The following is a 14,173-nucleotide window of genomic DNA, read 5'->3' on the forward strand; positions in this document are numbered from 1 at the left end:
GTCTCGGAGGCCCCGGTGCTGCACTCGGATGGCCGTTCGGCCGACTAAACTGTTCCTTCAGCCTACCGCCCATGACCATCCAGACCGACGATTTCGCTCCGGCCCCGCAACGCGTGGTCTCCGCCGCGCCCGCCTCGCCCAACGAAGAGGCGATCGAGCGCGCCCTGCGGCCCAAGTTGCTCGACGAGTACGTCGGCCAGGCCAAGGTGCGCGAGCAGCTCGAGATCTTCATCGGCGCCGCCCGCCACCGCGCCGAGGCGCTCGACCACGTGCTGCTCTTCGGCCCGCCGGGCCTCGGCAAGACCACGCTCTCTCACATCATCGCGGCCGAGCTCGGCGTGAACCTGCGCCAGACCTCGGGCCCGGTGCTCGAGAAGCCCAAGGATCTGGCGGCGCTCCTCACCAACCTCGAGCGCAACGACGTGCTCTTCATCGACGAGATTCACCGCCTCTCGCCGGTGGTCGAGGAAATCCTCTACCCGGCGCTGGAGGACTACCAGATCGACATCATGATCGGCGAGGGCCCGGCGGCGCGCAGCATCAAGCTCGACCTGCAGCCCTTCACTCTGGTCGGCGCCACCACGCGCGCCGGCATGCTGACCAATCCGCTGCGCGATCGCTTCGGCATCGTCGCGCGGCTGGAGTTCTACACGGCCGAGGAACTGGCGCGCATCGTGCGCCGCAGCGCCGGTTTGCTGGCCGTGCCGATGGACGAGGCCGGCGGCCTCGAGATCGCACGCCGCTCGCGCGGCACGCCGCGCATCGCCAACCGCCTGCTGCGCCGCGTGCGCGATTATGCGCAGGTCAAGGGCGACGGGCGCATCACCGAAGACCTGGCCCACAAGGCGCTGGCCATGCTCGATGTCGACCCGCAGGGCTTCGACCTGATGGACCGCAAGCTGCTGGAGGCGGTCATCCACCGCTTCGACGGCGGCCCGGTCGGGCTGGACAACATCGCGGCCAGCATCGGCGAGGAGGCCGGCACCATCGAGGACGTGATCGAGCCCTACCTGATCCAGCAGGGCTACCTGCAGCGCACGCCGCGCGGGCGCATCGCCACGCTGGCCGCGTACCGGCATCTGGGCGTCGCGGCGCCGCAGCGCGACGGCGACATGTTCGGCAACTGAGGGTCTTTTTTCATGCATACGCACGATCTCAGCGGGTGGCAGCACGAACACCGATTCCAGGGCGACAGCCATGCCGCCGAACGCAGCACGCGGCTCGTGATGTGGATCACGGCCGCCGCCATGCTGCTGGAAATCGGCGCCGGCTGGTGGTTCAACTCGATGGCGCTCTTGGCCGACGGCTGGCACATGAGTTCGCACGCCGTGGCCATCGGGCTCAGCGCCTTCGCCTATGCGGCGGCGCGGCGCTATGCCGGCGACCGGCGCTTCGCCTTCGGTACCTGGAAGATCGAAGTGCTGGGTGGCTTTGCGAGCGCGCTGTTCCTGCTCGGCGTCGCGGTGCTGATGGTGGTGGGTTCGCTCGAGCGGCTGTGGTCGCCCGTTGCGATCCACTACAAGGAAGCGATCGTCGTGGCCGTGCTGGGGCTGCTGGTCAACCTGCTTTGCGCGCGGCTGCTCGGTGGTGCGCATCACCACCACGACCACGCCCATCACGACCACGCGCACGATCACGGCCATGACCTGAACCTGCGCTCCGCCTACCTGCACGTCGTGGCCGACGCCGCGACCTCGGTGCTCGCCATCGTCGCGCTCGCCGGCGGCTGGCTCTACGGCTGGGCCTGGCTCGATCCGCTGATGGGCATCGTCGGTGCCGTGCTGGTCGCGAGCTGGGCGCGGGGATTGCTTGTCGAAACCGGCAAGGTGCTGCTCGACCGCGAGATGGACCATCCGGTGGTCGATGAGATCCGCGAGGGCGTGGAGCAGGGCTTGGCGGATTCGGAAACGCGCGTGGCCGATCTGCACGTGTGGCGCGTCGGCCAGGGCGCCTATGCGTGCGCATTGAGCGTTGTCACGCATTCGTCAACGCTGACGCCCGATGACGTTCGTGCGACCTTTTCGATGCACGAAGAAATCAGGCACTCGACCATCGAGATTCACCGCTGCGCGGCCGGATGACAGCGCCGCCGTGGCGCATTTGCACTGTCATTGAAGCTTCACCGCGCCGCCACGGCGCCGTCATCCGCGCTGGCGACGATGACGACCCATGCAACGCGATGACGCTTTTCTTAGTGCATGGCGCAACACGGCCGACCTGTCCTCCTCCGCGGAAGACGAGGAAGTCACGCGTCCTCCCCAACGCTATCGCACCCTCTGGATTTCCGACCTGCACCTGGGCACGCCCGGCTGCCAGGCGAAGGCGCTGCTCGACTTCCTGAAGCACACCGAGTGCGAGACCCTGTTCCTGGTCGGCGACATCATCGACGGCTGGCAGCTGCGCCGCCACTGGTACTGGCCGCAGCCGCACAACGATGTGATCCAGAAGCTGCTGCGCAAGGCGCGCAAGGGCACGCGCGTGATCTTCATTCCGGGCAACCACGACGAGTTCGCGCGCAAGTACCTGCATCACAACTTCGGCGGCATCGACGTGGCCGACGAATGGATCCACGAGACGGCTGACGGCCGCAAGCTCTGGATCATGCACGGCGACCTGTTCGATGGCGTGATCCAGTGCGCGAAGTGGCTGGCCCACGTGGGAGACTCGCTCTACGAGTTCACGCTCAAGCTGAACCGGTATCTCAACTCGCTGCGTGCGCGCCTGGGGTTGCCTTACTGGTCGCTGTCCAAGTACCTGAAGCAGAAGGTCAAGCGCGCGGTCAGCTATGTCGGCGACTTCGAGAACGCGGTGGCGCGCGAGGCCCGCAAGCGCGGCGTGCAGGGCGTGGTCTGCGGGCACATCCACCATGCCGAGCTGCGCGACATCGATGGCATCCTCTACGCCAACGACGGCGACTGGGTCGAGAGCCTCACGGCGCTGGCCGAGCATGCCGACGGCAGGCTCGAAATCCTGCACTGGGCAGAGCACATGCCGGTCGCGACCCGGGCCGGGCGGGCCGCTTCCCGGCGCGAGCCGGCGCACGCATGACGCGCGCGCCATCGACTTCCTCGCGCCACCCGGCCCAGCGAACCGTCGACCTCGTCTACTTCGACGCCGGCGGCGGGCACCGTGCCTCCGCGTTGGCGCTCGAGGCGGCCATCCAGCGCGAGGGCTTGCCCTGGACCGTGCGCCTGGTCAATCTGCGCGAAGTGCTGGATCCGAAGGACAGCTTTCGCAAGCTAACCGGCATGGACCCGGAGGACGTCTACAACAAGCGGCTCGCGCGCGGCTGGACGATCGGGCTGGCGCACGAGCTCAAGGTGCTGCAGGCCGTGATTCGCTGGGCCAAGCCGAAGCTGGTGCGCCCGCTGCAGCAGCACTGGCTGGCGACCGAGCCGGACATGGTGGTGTCGTTGATTCCGAACTTCAACCGGCCGCTCTACGAGTCGGTCGCCTCGGCGCTGCCGGGCGTGCCCTACGTGACGGTGCTGACCGATCTGGCCGATCACCCGCCGCACTTCTGGATCGAGAAAGGGCAGGACCAGCATTTCGTCTGCGGCTCGGAACGCGCCGTGCAGCAGGCACGTGAAGCGGGCTACCCGGATGATCGCATCCATGCGACCTCGGGAATGATGATCCGTTCGGCCTTCTACGAGACAGAGTCCGTCGATCGGGCTGCCGAGCGCCGCCGCCTGGGGCTGGACCCCGATCGCCCAACCGGCCTGGTGCTCTTCGGCGGGCAAGGCTCCAAGGCCATGCTCGGCATCGCGAAGCGCCTGCCCGATACCCAGCTCATCCTGGCCTGCGGCCACAACGAAGCGCTCGCCAAAGCCTTGCGCGCACAACCGGCGCGCGCGCCGCGGCTGGTGCTGGGTTTCACGCCCGACGTCGCCCGCTACATGCAACTGGCCGACTTCTTCATCGGCAAGCCCGGCCCGGGCAGTGTCAGCGAGGCGGTGCAACTGCATCTGCCGGTGATCGTGGTGTGCAACAGCTGGACCTTGCCGCAGGAGCGCTACAACGCCCAATGGGTGCGCGAGCATGGGGTAGGCCTGGTATGCGCGAGCTATGCCAAGGTGCCCGGCGCGGTGGACGAACTGGTCCCCGATCTGGAGAACTACCGCACCGCGACCCACAAGATGCACAACCGCGCAGTGTTCGAGCTGCCGGGAATCCTGCAGGGCATCCTGACACGCGCCGAAGCACCCGCCGGCGGTGAAGAATCGATCTCGGGGCTGGCGCTCGGCGCTCAGTGACCGAGCAGGCGCCGGAGCGCCTCGACCACCGCCGCACCCAATGCCACGGCGCACGCGAAGCCGGCCCACGTCGGCACGCGGCGAACCGGCTCGTGCGTCAGATGCGCCCGGTTGAGCGGCGCAAGGGAGGAGTAGTCGGACTCGTCCTCTGGCTCGTCTGGAGCCTCATTGCCACGGAGTTTCATGTAGCACATTATGGCTACAGTCGAGTGCGATGTACGTGAGAAAAGTAGTACTTGTTGCTGACTTTTGTGCTGAAAACTAGAGCTTTGGTTTTCAAAAACAGTTAGGCTCACGGTCATCGAAGCCAGCCATCAGGCTGGACGGCGAAACCGGGGGAATTGGCTGTGAAGACATCGTGGGTTGCGGTCGCCGGCCTGGCGACGCTGGTGCTGTGCATGACGGGCTGCAAGGGCAGCGGTGCGCCCGCTGCGCAGCCTCAGGACAGCAATGGCAATGCTTCCGCCTCGCCGTCCTCGTCCGCCTCGGCTGATGCTGGCGCGACGCGGCGGCAGAACGACAAGACCTCCGAATTCCTCAGCGCTTGGCGCCCCAAGAACTAGGGGCGCCTCTACTCGCGCGATGCCAGCCGATCGCGCACCGCGGTCACGTGGTCGCCCACCTTGGACAGCGCGTCCTGCAGCTCGGTCTCGCTGCAGCGAAGCTGCTGGCACCAGTACTGCAGCTCGACGGGGTCGAGGGCATTGACCCGGCCGGGGTCCAGCGGCTTGAAATGACTCAGATCGTCGGGCATGGCGACTCCTCGTAGGCGATGTGCGGCCTGACTTTTTAGGCTCGCGCGCGGCGCTTGGCAAGGCAATGAAAAAAGCCCGCTACCGATGCGATAGCGGGCTTTTCTTGGCGGGTTTGGTGGCTCTTCACGGACTCGAACCGCGGACCTGTGGATTATGATTCCATCGCTCTAACCGACTGAGCTAAAGAGCCGAGCCCAAGATTATAGCCGGCTCTACGGCCTTCAGCCGGCCTTCGGGAGTTTCGCCAGTTCCTCCGTCACCAGCCGCACGATCAGCCGGTCCAGCGTCTGCACTGAATAGTTGCTCACGTCGTGCACCGTCTCGCGGCCGGGCCCGCTGGCGGGGTTGCTTGCCTCCCTGTAGGTCAGGAATACGAAGCGGCCACCGGTGTACTGCGCGATCTGGCGCTGCACGTACTCCCCCTGCTTGTCGAGCCCGCTCGCGCCCACGCTGAACACCTTGATGCCCTTGCCGAGCGCGGCCATCATGTCGTCGTCGTATTGCGGACCGCCGTAGTCGAGGTGCGGCGGCGCGTCGGCCAGCAGCACCACCAGGCGGGTCGCGCCGGTGCCGCGCCAGCTCAGCCGGTGCACGGTCTCGTGCAGCGCCTCGTTCATCGCCTCGGGGTAGTCGCCCCCGGCGGCGGCCTGCAGCGCATCGAGCACCGTCTGGAAAGCGCCCAGGTCGTTGGTGAAGTCGTGCCGGCGCACGAGGAAGGCGTCGCCGCGGTCGCGGTAGGCCACCAGCCCGAAGCAGGTGTCGGGCCGGCTCGGCAGTTGCGCCACCTCGTTGGCGATGGTGCGCAGCGTGCTCTTGAGCTTGCCGATCTCGTCGCCCATCGAACCGGTGGCATCGATCAGGAAGACCAGGTCCAGGCGCGCGCGCTGCGGGACAGCGGCCGTATTCAGCACCAGCTCGACCGCGCTTTTCTGCCCGCGACGCAGGAAGGTCGTGCCCTGCTGGCCGTACTTGCGCACAGCCACTTCGTACACCTGGCTGCCCGAGGGATCGAAGGCGTTGGGATGCAGCCAGGCGCGGCCGGCCGCGTCGGTGCGGGCCCACATGGCGGCGCCGTTCGCGGCCTGCACCGCGACCTCGGCATCGGGCACGGCCATGCCGCGTGCGTTGCGCACCTGTAGCAGGTAGCGCTCGCTCACATCGCGCTCGCGATGCGCCACCTGGGTGCGCCGGCGGAACTGAAGGTAGGCCGAGAAGTCGGCGTTGTCGTCGACCATGCCGGCGCTGACCACCTGCTGTTGCGGCCGGGGGCGTTGAATGGGTTGCGCGCTGGGCGCCGGCGGTGCAAAGCGCGGCGCCTCGGCTTCGGCGACCAGTGCCTCCCTGGCTGCGCCGGCAGCGGGAGCCGCAGGCGCCGGCATGGCGACCGCGGCATCGGATGCCGCCTCGCCCGGCGCGCTACGCTTCGACTTGGCTTCGCGACTCAGAGATGGGCGGGCCTCGCCGTAAACGGCGGGCGCCTCATCGCGCCGTGCGTCCTGCCCCGTGCGGCCCGGCGTCTCGTAGGTCTGCACCGGCCTCGCGCAATGGGTGGCCGAGGGCGCCTCGAAATTCGGCACCGTGCGCGTGACCACGTTCCCCGGCCACTGCGGCGAAGGGAAGTTCGCGGGTTCGGGCTGCGGCGCCGGCGTGGGCCAGCGCGCGGCGCCGGGTGCGAGTTCGGTGGCGCTGCAGGCGCTCAAGAGAAGCTGGGCGCACAGCAGTGCGACGAGCGGGCGTCGAAGGAGGGAAAGGCGGGTGGTCATCAGCAGCTCCGGGTTGTGGATGCAGGCTGATACGGCGGGGCGGCGTCGGTCGGGTTAAGTCCCGACGATATTTTTTGAGGGGGTGCTAACCCCGAACGGCGGCGCAGTCCGTAGAACGTGAGGTGAAAATCTGCCGATGCTTGCCCCCTCTGTTGCGAACGCCGCCCTCCACGACGCCATGCCGGACGATCAGCTGATGCTCGCCTACGCAGGCGGCGACGCAAGCGCCTTCGACACGCTCTATGCCCGCCACGAAAGCGCGCTGTTCCGCTTCGTCCGGCGCCTGCTCGGCGTGCGGCTCGCGGCCGAAGTCGACGAGGTGTTCCAGGACACCTGGATGCGCATCATCGCGGCGCGTGAGAGCTTCTCGCCGCAGGGCGCGACTTGGCGCACCTGGGCCTTCACGATCGCGCACAACCTGGCGATGGACCGGCTGCGCCTGAGCGGCCGCGAGGTGTCCTTCTATGCCCACGACGAAGACGGCGACGGGCTCGAGGCCGCGCAGCTGTTCAGCCGCGGCCTGCTGAGCGATGGCGGCACGGCTTCCGCTGCCGCGCACCCATCGGCCGAAGAGCTCGCGTTCTGGCGCGCCGCTGGCCGCCGCCTGCTGGCCTGCCTCGACGAGTTGCCGGACGACCAGCGCGCCGCCTTCCTGCTGCACCACGAAGACGGCTTCACGGTGGAAGCGCTGGCCGACACGCTCGGCGTCGGCTTCGAGACCGTTCGCAGCCGGCTGCGCTATGGCTTGAAGAAGCTGCGCGGGTGCATGGAGCGCTATCTGTCGGTGCTGGAGCTTCGGGCATGAGCACGGACAACGATCTTCAAGACGACGCCCTGCGGCGCGCGTTGGCGCATGCACCGGACCACACTTCGGTGCCCCATTGGCGGCTGCGCAAGGCGATCCTGGAGCGGGCGCACGACGCCGTAGCGCCGGCTTCCATCACGCACGCGCGGGAGCCGCAGGCGCGGCCGTGGTGGCAACGCCTGGTGGGCTTGGGCGGCGGCTCGCGCATGCCATGGAACGCGGCTTTCGCCACCGTGCTGGTCGCGACGCTGGTGACCGTGCTCTGGCAGCGCGAGCCGGTGCCGGGCGCGCGGCCCGACGGGGAGGCGAGGGTCGCTGCGCAGGCGCCGCGCGTCGAGGCACCTGCCGCGCCTGCTGTGCCCGCTCCGCCGGCTTCGACCGAGCCTGCGCCGCCGACCGAATCGGCTTCCGTTCCGTCATCGGCACCGCCTGCACCTGTGCTGGAGGCACCGGCAGCACCCGCGCCGCCGCCGGCACTGGCGCGCCCTCAGGCCGATGAAGCCGAGTCCAAGAAGAAGGAAACACCCCAAGCACCTGCTGCGCAGTCCGCACCGCCTGCCCCGGCCGCGCCCGTCGTGCCGGCCGAACCTTCGGCTGACGCGGCGGCACGTCCCGCGCCGCGGGATTCCCTCGCCGCCCGAGCCCGTCGCGAAGAAGAAGCCGCGGCCAAACAGGCCTTTGCGCCTCCGGCGAGCCCGCCGGCCGGGCTCGTCGCACCGGGCGATGCGGCCGGTGCCGCACGCGCGGCACGCCCTGCGTCTCCGACTGTGCGAACCGAGGCGACGGAGCCGCCCACCTTCGCGGCGCTTTCGCAATGGAATCGCATCACGATCGCACAGCGCGGCGGCGCAAGCCGCAGCCTGTCGCGCGCCGAAGCGCTCGATCTCAATGCGCTGCTGGGATCGGCCGCCATCACGGCGGTCGGCGGACAGCCGTTGGTGTCCACGCCTGAATGGCGCATCTCGCTCGAACGCAACGGCGAGGTGCTGGCGGTGTTCGAAGTCGCGCGCGGCCAGGTGCGCTGGCGCGAAGGCCGTGCGCTGCCGGCCACCGGCGCGCCGTCGGCGCCGGCGCTGGCCGCCTTGAACGAGGCCCTGCGCAACGCGGTGCAGGCGCCGGAGGCCGCAGCGCAACCCGAGGCCGGGCCGCCGCCGGCAGCGCCGCGCTAAGGCCGCCTTACTGGTGCTTGAACGCGGCCTTGCGCTTGTTCACGAAGGCGTCCATGCCTTCCTTCTGGTCGGCAGTGGCGAAGAGCGCGTGGAACAGGCGGCGCTCGAACATCACGCCGTCCGCGAGGCTGCTCTCGAAGGCGCGGTTGACCGACTCCTTGGCCGCCATCACCGCGACCTGCGAGAAGTCGGCGATCACCAGCGCGGCGCCCAGCGCCTCGTCCATGAGCTTGTCGTAGGGCACGACGCGGCTCACCAGCCCGGAGCGCTCGGCCTCGGCGGCGTCCATCATGCGGCCGGTCAGGGCCATGTCCATCGCCTTGGCCTTGCCCACAGCGCGCGGCAGGCGCTGCGTGCCGCCGGCGCCCGGGATCACGCCGAGCTTGATCTCGGGCTGGCCGAACTTCGCGTTGTCGGCCGCGATGATGAAGTCGCACATCATCGCGAGCTCGCAGCCGCCGCCGAGCGCGAAGCCGCTCACGGCCGCGATCACCGGCTTGCGCACGCTGCGGATGGTTTCCCAGTTGCGCGTGATGTAGTCGCCCTTGTAGACGTCGGTGAAGCTGTAAGTGGCCATGGCGCCGATGTCGGCGCCCGCGGCGAAGGCACGCTCGCTGCCGGTGACGATGATGCAGCCGATCGCCTCGTCGGCGTCGAAGGCCTTGAGCGCATTGCCGAGCTCGGTCATCAGCGCATCGTTGAGCGCGTTCAGCGCCTTGGGGCGGTTCAGCGTCACGATGCCGACCTTGCCGGCCTCGGTGCGGACTTCGATGTTCTCGTAGCTCATGCGGGTCTCCTTGAAACGAACAGAGGGGAAGGTCTTACTGCGGATCGAGCCAGCGCGTCAATTTGGCCGGGTCCTGCGCGGCGAGGCGCCAGGTCGTCACGTCGCCAGGCAGCGTGAGCGGCAGGCGCAGCAGCCGCCGGTCGCGCGCGACGAGTGCCGTGATCTTCTTCAGCGGCCCGAGATAAAGCGCCAAGTCATCGAGCTTGCCGAGCCGCCAGCCCTGCGCCTTGTGGCCCTTGGAGGCGCCGAGCTCGATGCCGATCCATTCGTCGTTGGCCGAGAAGCCGGCCTGCTCGGCCGCGCCGCCGCGCAGCACCATCTTGACTTGCACGCTGCCGTTCGCCTCGGCCACGCGCAGGCCGAGTTCCTGCGCCCGCTGCGCAGGGTCTTCGAGCGCGACGACGCCGTGGCTGCGCAGCAGATCGGCCAGGGGCAGTTCCTCGGTCGAGTGGACCCAGCTCGCGATCTCCTCGACGAAGGAGCGCCCACCAACGGCTTCGAGCGCGGCGGCGAAGGCGGCTTCGTCGATCGGTCCGCCGCTGCTTTTCTTCCACAAGAGCCGCATCACCTCGTCGAGCGAGCCCTTGCCTTCGGCGCGCAGCGTGAGGTCGAAGCACAGCGCCACCAGCGCGCCCTTGGTGTAGTAGCTGATCGTGGTGTTGGCCGTCTGCTCGTCTTGCCGGTAGTACTTGATCCAGGCATCGAAGCTCGCGTCGGCCACCGACTGCACCAGCCGGCCCGGCGCCTGCAGCACTTGGTTGATGGTCTTGTTGACGAGGCGCAGGTAGCCGGTGTCGTCGATGCGGCCGGCGCGGCGCAGCAGCAGGTCGTCGTAGTAGCTGGTGAAGCCCTCGAACAGCCACAGCAGGTGGGTGTAGTTCTCCTGTCCGTAGTCGTAGCGCGCGAACTCGGCGGGTCGCAGGCGCTTCACGTTCCAGGTGTGGAAGTACTCGTGGCTGATCAGCCCGAGCAGCGTGGTGTAGCCCTCGGGCTGTTTCTTGACGGCGAGCTGGGGCAGGTCGCGGCGGGTGCAGATCAGCGCCGTCGAGTGCCGGTGCTCGAGGCCGCCGTAGCCGTCATCCACCGCGTTGAGCATGAAGACGTAGCGGTCATGCGGCGGCTTGGACCCGCCGCGCTTGCCGACCTTGTCGCCGTGCCAGAAGCGCATCTGCGTCTCGCAGATGGCACGCGTGTCGGCGATCAGCCGTTCGCCGTCGAAAGAAGCGGGCGCGCCTGCGATCACGAAGCGATGCGGCACGCCGCAGGCCTCGAACTCGGCGCTCCAGAACATGCCCATCTCGACCGGGCTGTCGGCCAGCTCGTCATAGTCGGCGGCGAGGTAGCTGCCGAAGCCCCGGCGGTCGACCTTGGCGGGCTTCAGCGCCGTCGCGCACGACCAGCGCTCGCCCGGCGCCAAGAGCTGCGGCGCCAGCACCTCGATCGCGTGCGGCCCATCGGTCTGGCCTTCGACGCGAAGGCACAGGCTGGTTCCGTTGAAGAAGCCGCGGTCGCGATCGAGCCACGCGGTGCGCACCGAGTTGTCGTAGGCGCAGACCTGGTAGCGCAGCACCAGGGGCTTGCCCGGCGCGCAATCGATCTGCCAGCTGTGCTTGTCGAGTTGCTGCGGGGCCCGCTTGCGCCGACCCTGCGATGCCTGCAACTGCTGCAGGTTCTTCGCGAATTCGCGCACCAGGTAGCTGCCCGGAATCCAGACCGGCAATGCGACGCGCTGCTGCGCGGCAGGCCGCTCGATGGTCAGCGTGACGGCGAACAGGTGCGCGTTGCGGTCCACGCATTCGACGCGGTAGTGGATGGCCGGCGCCGCCATCAGTTGGCAGCGGCGAGTTGTTTTTCGACCTGTTCGGCCGGGATCGCGCCCGGCGCGCGCGTGCCGTTGCTAAAGATCAGCGTGGGCGTGCCGGTGATGTTGTATTTCTGGCCGAACTCGCGGTTGCGGTTGAGCGCGCTGGTGTCGCATTCGGCGGTCTCGGGCGCGACGCCGCGCACCATCCAGTCGGTCCAGGCACGGGCCTTGTCCTTGGCGCACCAGATGTTGCGCGACTTCACGACCGAGTCCGGCCCCAGCACCGGATAGAGAAAGAGATGGATGGTCACGTTGTCGACCTTGGTCAGGTCGCGCTCGAACTGCTTGCAGTAGCCGCAGTTCGGATCCTCGAACACCGCCAGCTTGCGCTTGCCGTTGCCGCGCACGATCTTGAAGGCATCCTTCACGGGCAGTTTGTCGAAAGCGACCTCGCTGAGTTTCTCGACCCGCTCTTCGGTGAGGTTGCGGCGCGCCTTCACGTCGATCAGGTTGCCCTGCAACAGGTAGTTGCCCTGCTCGTCGGTGTAGTAGATCTCGAAGCCGTTGATGCGCACCTCGTAGAGGCCGGGCATCGGCGACTTGGTGATCTCGTCGATCTTCGCGAACTGCGGAATGCGCGCAGCGAGGTTCTGGCGGATCTCGGCCTCGCCGGCGCTGGCGCTCAGGGTGCTGACCAGAGTCAGCGCGGCAAAAAGGGCAGGAGCGAATTTCATGGTGTTGTTTCTTCCGGCGGAATTCAGTGCAGGCCCATGGCCTGCTTCGCGATCCAGTTCTTGACGAGCCGCGTGCGGTCGAAGCCGCGCATGCCCCAGTTGCGAAGCGCCGGCAACGGATCGGCGCTGTGCGCGAAGAGTTGCTGCAGGCCGTCGGTGGCCAGGCTCATGGAGAGCACGTCGGTGCGGCGGGCCCGCTCGTAGCGGCGCAGCAGCCGGGCATCGCCCACGCTGCGCCAGTAGTCGCGGTCCTTGATCACGTTGGCCAACGCTGCGGCATCGGCCAGACCCAGGTTCAAGCCCTGGCCTGCAAGCGGATGCACCGTATGCGCGGCATCGCCCGCGAGCGCCCAGGAACTGCCGTCGGCGAACTGGCCGGTCCAGCGGTCGGCGATGGCGCGCTGCAGCGGCCAGGCCGCGCGCTCGCTGGTGAGCCGCAGCGCACCGAGCGCACCGTGGCTGGCGTCGTGCAGCGCGGTGTTGAACTCGTCGGCCGTCTGTGCCAGCAGGGCCGGCGCGCGCAGCTGGTCGACCGACCACACCAGCGCGAGCTGCCTGTCGCCGAGCGGCAGCAGCGCGAACACTTCGCCCTTGTCGTTGAACCATTGGCGCGCGGCGCCGTCGTGCGGCTCTTCGGCCTGGAGCCGCGCCGCGATCGCGTGTTGCGGATAGCGCGTCACTTCGTAGCGCACGCCCAATGTTTCGCGCGTGGCGCTGATGCGGCCTTCGCAGACCACCGTCAGCGGCGCCGGCACGGGCTCGGCGACGATCTCGATGCGCGGCTGGAAGCGCACCGCGTCGCTCAACTGCTGCTCGAGCGCGGGGACATCGACGATCCAGGCCAGCGCCTCGACCTTCTGCCGCGCGGCATGGAACTGCACGCGGCCGCCTTCGTCGCCGTAGACCAGCATCTCGCGCACCGGCGTGGCATGCGCCGCATCGGGCCAGCCACGCAGCGATTCGAGCAGCGCCTTCGAGGCCGCATTGAGCGCGTAGGCGCGCACATCCTGCCCCGCGGGGGCCGCGGCCGGCGCCACCAGCGCCACGCGAACGCGTTCGCGCGCCAAAAGCAGCGCGAGCGTGCGGCCGACGATGCCGGCGCCGCGAATGCAAACCTCGGGTGGAAGAGCCATCGGGGCATTGTAGGAGCCTGCCTTTCCCGGCGGGCGTCGTGCGGGACAATCACCGGCTTCAGCCCAAGGACCTTCACGTGACTGCCTCCGACTTCGACCTCCAAGCCACCATCGCCCGCCTGTTCGTCTACCCGATCAAGTCCTGCGCCGGCGTCGAGCTCCCCGAGGCGCTGCTGATCGAGACCGGCCTGGAGTTCGACCGCGCCTGGATGGTGGTCGACGAGAACGGCGAGTTCGTCACCCAGCGCCAGCTGCCGCGCATGGCGCTGATCCGGCCGCAGATGAAGCATTCCGAGATGGTGCTGCGCGCACCCGGCATGCTGGCGCTGCACATCGCCTTCGACCGCGTCGAAGCGCCGGTGCGCGTGCGCGTGTGGAAGGACGAGGTGCCGGCCTACGACATGGGCGACATCGCGGCCCAATGGTTCAGCGACTTCCTCTCGCAGCCGGGCCGGCCGCAGAAGCTGCGCTTGGTGCGCTTCGATCCCGAGCACCAGCGGCTGTCGAGCCTCCAATGGACCGGCGATATCGAGGCACCCAACCAGTTCGCCGACGGCTATCCGCTGCTGGTGGTCAGCGAGGGCTCGCTGGCCGAGCTCAACGCGCGGCTGGCCGCGGCCGGCCACGGCGCCGTCGGGATCGAGCGCTTCCGCCCCAACGTCGTGCTCGCCGGCATCGAGGCGCACGACGAGGACCGCGTCGACACGCTGTACATCGCGACCGCCGAGGGCGAGGCGCAACTTCGGCCGGTGAAGCCCTGCTCGCGCTGCTCGATCCCCGACATCGACCCGGCCACGGCCGAAAGCAGCCCCGAAGTGGGCGACATGCTGCGGACCTACCGCGCCGACGCCCGCGTCGACGGCGCCATCACCTTCGGCATGAATGCGATCGTGCTGCAGGGCGTGGAGCACATGCTGAAGCGCGGCCAGACGGTAGTCGCAAACCTGCGCTTCGACTGAAGCGAGGC

Annotated in this window: 15 protein-coding genes and 1 tRNA gene; 8 read left to right on the top strand and 8 right to left on the bottom strand. The window is 68.6% G+C overall.

Features of this window, described 5'->3' with window-relative positions; genetic code table 11:
* Positions 1–71: 71 nt before the first annotated feature.
* The 4 genes from ruvB (at position 72) to ACSQ9A_RS04930 (ending at position 4,256) form a co-directional block, all read left to right on the top strand.
* Positions 72–1,127 (top strand): Holliday junction branch migration DNA helicase RuvB, encoded by a 1,056-nt coding sequence (gene ruvB / locus ACSQ9A_RS04915; RefSeq protein WP_093109533.1) that lies wholly within the window; start codon positions 72–74, stop codon positions 1,125–1,127.
* 12 nt (positions 1,128–1,139) lie between these two features.
* The gene (dmeF, locus tag ACSQ9A_RS04920) at positions 1,140–2,081 is read left to right on the top strand and encodes a CDF family Co(II)/Ni(II) efflux transporter DmeF (protein ID WP_436302876.1); all 942 of its coding nucleotides are present in this window, start codon (positions 1,140–1,142) and stop codon (positions 2,079–2,081) included.
* 88 nt (positions 2,082–2,169) lie between these two features.
* Complete coding sequence (locus tag ACSQ9A_RS04925; RefSeq protein WP_436293769.1) at positions 2,170–3,048, top strand: UDP-2,3-diacylglucosamine diphosphatase; 879 nt, start codon at positions 2,170–2,172, stop codon at positions 3,046–3,048.
* Positions 3,045–4,256 (top strand): glycosyltransferase, encoded by a 1,212-nt coding sequence (locus ACSQ9A_RS04930; protein ID WP_436302877.1) that lies wholly within the window; start codon positions 3,045–3,047, stop codon positions 4,254–4,256. Before ACSQ9A_RS04925 ends, ACSQ9A_RS04930 begins: the two co-directional genes overlap by 4 nt.
* Here the strand turns inward: ACSQ9A_RS04930 and ACSQ9A_RS04935 are convergent.
* Positions 4,250–4,441, bottom strand: coding sequence for a hypothetical protein (locus tag ACSQ9A_RS04935; RefSeq protein WP_436302879.1), 192 nt, complete (start codon positions 4,439–4,441; stop codon positions 4,250–4,252). The two genes, ACSQ9A_RS04930 and ACSQ9A_RS04935, sit on opposite strands and share 7 nt — an antisense overlap.
* A gap of 162 nt (positions 4,442–4,603) precedes the next feature.
* On the opposite strand from ACSQ9A_RS04935, the gene ACSQ9A_RS04940 reads away from it, so the two are divergent.
* Positions 4,604–4,819, top strand: coding sequence for a hypothetical protein (locus tag ACSQ9A_RS04940; protein ID WP_436302880.1), 216 nt, complete (start codon positions 4,604–4,606; stop codon positions 4,817–4,819).
* An 8-nt stretch (positions 4,820–4,827) separates the two neighbouring features.
* On the opposite strand, the gene ACSQ9A_RS04945 is transcribed toward ACSQ9A_RS04940, so the two are convergent.
* The 3 genes from ACSQ9A_RS04945 to ACSQ9A_RS04955 all read right to left on the bottom strand — a co-directional run bounded on the left by ACSQ9A_RS04945 (position 4,828) and on the right by ACSQ9A_RS04955 (position 6,774).
* A complete protein-coding gene (locus tag ACSQ9A_RS04945) occupies positions 4,828–5,010 on the bottom strand; it encodes a DUF3606 domain-containing protein (protein ID WP_093109539.1) in 183 nt (60 codons plus the stop codon).
* A 114-nt stretch (positions 5,011–5,124) separates the two neighbouring features.
* A tRNA-Met gene (locus ACSQ9A_RS04950) sits at positions 5,125–5,201 on the bottom strand.
* A gap of 31 nt (positions 5,202–5,232) precedes the next feature.
* Positions 5,233–6,774, bottom strand: a complete 1,542-nt coding sequence (locus tag ACSQ9A_RS04955) for a VWA domain-containing protein (RefSeq protein ID WP_436302881.1) — start codon at positions 6,772–6,774, stop codon at positions 5,233–5,235.
* A 136-nt stretch (positions 6,775–6,910) separates the two neighbouring features.
* Here ACSQ9A_RS04955 and ACSQ9A_RS04960 point away from each other — a divergent pair, with 136 nt between their 5' ends.
* On the top strand, positions 6,911–7,579 hold the full coding sequence (locus ACSQ9A_RS04960) for a sigma-70 family RNA polymerase sigma factor (protein ID WP_436302882.1): 669 nt from the start codon (positions 6,911–6,913) through the stop codon (positions 7,577–7,579).
* Entirely contained in the window at positions 7,576–8,748 is a 1,173-nt protein-coding gene (locus tag ACSQ9A_RS04965; RefSeq protein WP_436302883.1) for a hypothetical protein, read from the top strand. The genes ACSQ9A_RS04960 and ACSQ9A_RS04965 overlap by 4 nt, the downstream gene beginning before the upstream one ends.
* A gap of 7 nt (positions 8,749–8,755) precedes the next feature.
* Here ACSQ9A_RS04965 and ACSQ9A_RS04970 read toward each other — a convergent pair whose 3' ends face one another.
* From ACSQ9A_RS04970 to ACSQ9A_RS04985, 4 genes are read right to left on the bottom strand one after another with little or no spacing between them, the layout of a single operon-like run.
* Positions 8,756–9,535, bottom strand: coding sequence for an enoyl-CoA hydratase (locus tag ACSQ9A_RS04970; protein WP_436302884.1), 780 nt, complete (start codon positions 9,533–9,535; stop codon positions 8,756–8,758).
* A 34-nt stretch (positions 9,536–9,569) separates the two neighbouring features.
* Positions 9,570–11,363, bottom strand: a complete 1,794-nt coding sequence (locus ACSQ9A_RS04975) for a M61 family metallopeptidase (RefSeq protein WP_436302885.1) — start codon at positions 11,361–11,363, stop codon at positions 9,570–9,572.
* The gene (locus ACSQ9A_RS04980; protein ID WP_436302886.1) at positions 11,363–12,073 is read right to left on the bottom strand and encodes a DsbC family protein; all 711 of its coding nucleotides are present in this window, start codon (positions 12,071–12,073) and stop codon (positions 11,363–11,365) included. The genes ACSQ9A_RS04975 and ACSQ9A_RS04980 overlap by 1 nt, the downstream gene beginning before the upstream one ends.
* Before the next feature lie 23 nt (positions 12,074–12,096).
* On the bottom strand, positions 12,097–13,206 hold the full coding sequence (locus ACSQ9A_RS04985; protein ID WP_436302887.1) for an FAD-dependent monooxygenase: 1,110 nt from the start codon (positions 13,204–13,206) through the stop codon (positions 12,097–12,099).
* Between the two features lie 77 nt (positions 13,207–13,283).
* On the opposite strand from ACSQ9A_RS04985, the gene ACSQ9A_RS04990 reads away from it, so the two are divergent.
* On the top strand, positions 13,284–14,165 hold the full coding sequence (locus tag ACSQ9A_RS04990; protein WP_093109547.1) for an MOSC domain-containing protein: 882 nt from the start codon (positions 13,284–13,286) through the stop codon (positions 14,163–14,165).
* Positions 14,166–14,173: the final 8 nt, after the last annotated feature.

This window comes from Variovorax sp. LjRoot290, assembly GCF_964253985.1.
Classification (GTDB): Bacteria; Pseudomonadota; Gammaproteobacteria; order Burkholderiales; family Burkholderiaceae_C; genus Variovorax.

Excerpts from the sequence above, each read along its gene's own strand:
- ACSQ9A_RS04970 (WP_436302884.1), bottom strand. The coding sequence starts at position 9,535 with ATGAGCTACGAGAACATCGAAGTCCGCACCGAGGCCGGCAAGGTCGGC.
- ACSQ9A_RS04930 (WP_436302877.1), top strand. The coding sequence starts at position 3,045 with ATGACGCGCGCGCCATCGACTTCCTCGCGCCACCCGGCCCAGCGAACC.
- ACSQ9A_RS04960 (WP_436302882.1), top strand. The coding sequence starts at position 6,911 with ATGCTTGCCCCCTCTGTTGCGAACGCCGCCCTCCACGACGCCATGCCG.
- dmeF (WP_436302876.1), top strand. The coding sequence starts at position 1,140 with ATGCATACGCACGATCTCAGCGGGTGGCAGCACGAACACCGATTCCAG.
- ACSQ9A_RS04935 (WP_436302879.1), bottom strand. The coding sequence starts at position 4,441 with ATGAAACTCCGTGGCAATGAGGCTCCAGACGAGCCAGAGGACGAGTCC.
- ACSQ9A_RS04945 (WP_093109539.1), bottom strand. The coding sequence starts at position 5,010 with ATGCCCGACGATCTGAGTCATTTCAAGCCGCTGGACCCCGGCCGGGTC.
- ACSQ9A_RS04980 (WP_436302886.1), bottom strand. The coding sequence starts at position 12,073 with ATGAAATTCGCTCCTGCCCTTTTTGCCGCGCTGACTCTGGTCAGCACC.
- ACSQ9A_RS04975 (WP_436302885.1), bottom strand. The coding sequence starts at position 11,363 with ATGGCGGCGCCGGCCATCCACTACCGCGTCGAATGCGTGGACCGCAAC.
- ruvB (WP_093109533.1), top strand. The coding sequence starts at position 72 with ATGACCATCCAGACCGACGATTTCGCTCCGGCCCCGCAACGCGTGGTC.
- ACSQ9A_RS04925 (WP_436293769.1), top strand. The coding sequence starts at position 2,170 with ATGCAACGCGATGACGCTTTTCTTAGTGCATGGCGCAACACGGCCGAC.
- ACSQ9A_RS04965 (WP_436302883.1), top strand. The coding sequence starts at position 7,576 with ATGAGCACGGACAACGATCTTCAAGACGACGCCCTGCGGCGCGCGTTG.
- ACSQ9A_RS04955 (WP_436302881.1), bottom strand. The coding sequence starts at position 6,774 with ATGACCACCCGCCTTTCCCTCCTTCGACGCCCGCTCGTCGCACTGCTG.
- ACSQ9A_RS04985 (WP_436302887.1), bottom strand. The coding sequence starts at position 13,206 with ATGGCTCTTCCACCCGAGGTTTGCATTCGCGGCGCCGGCATCGTCGGC.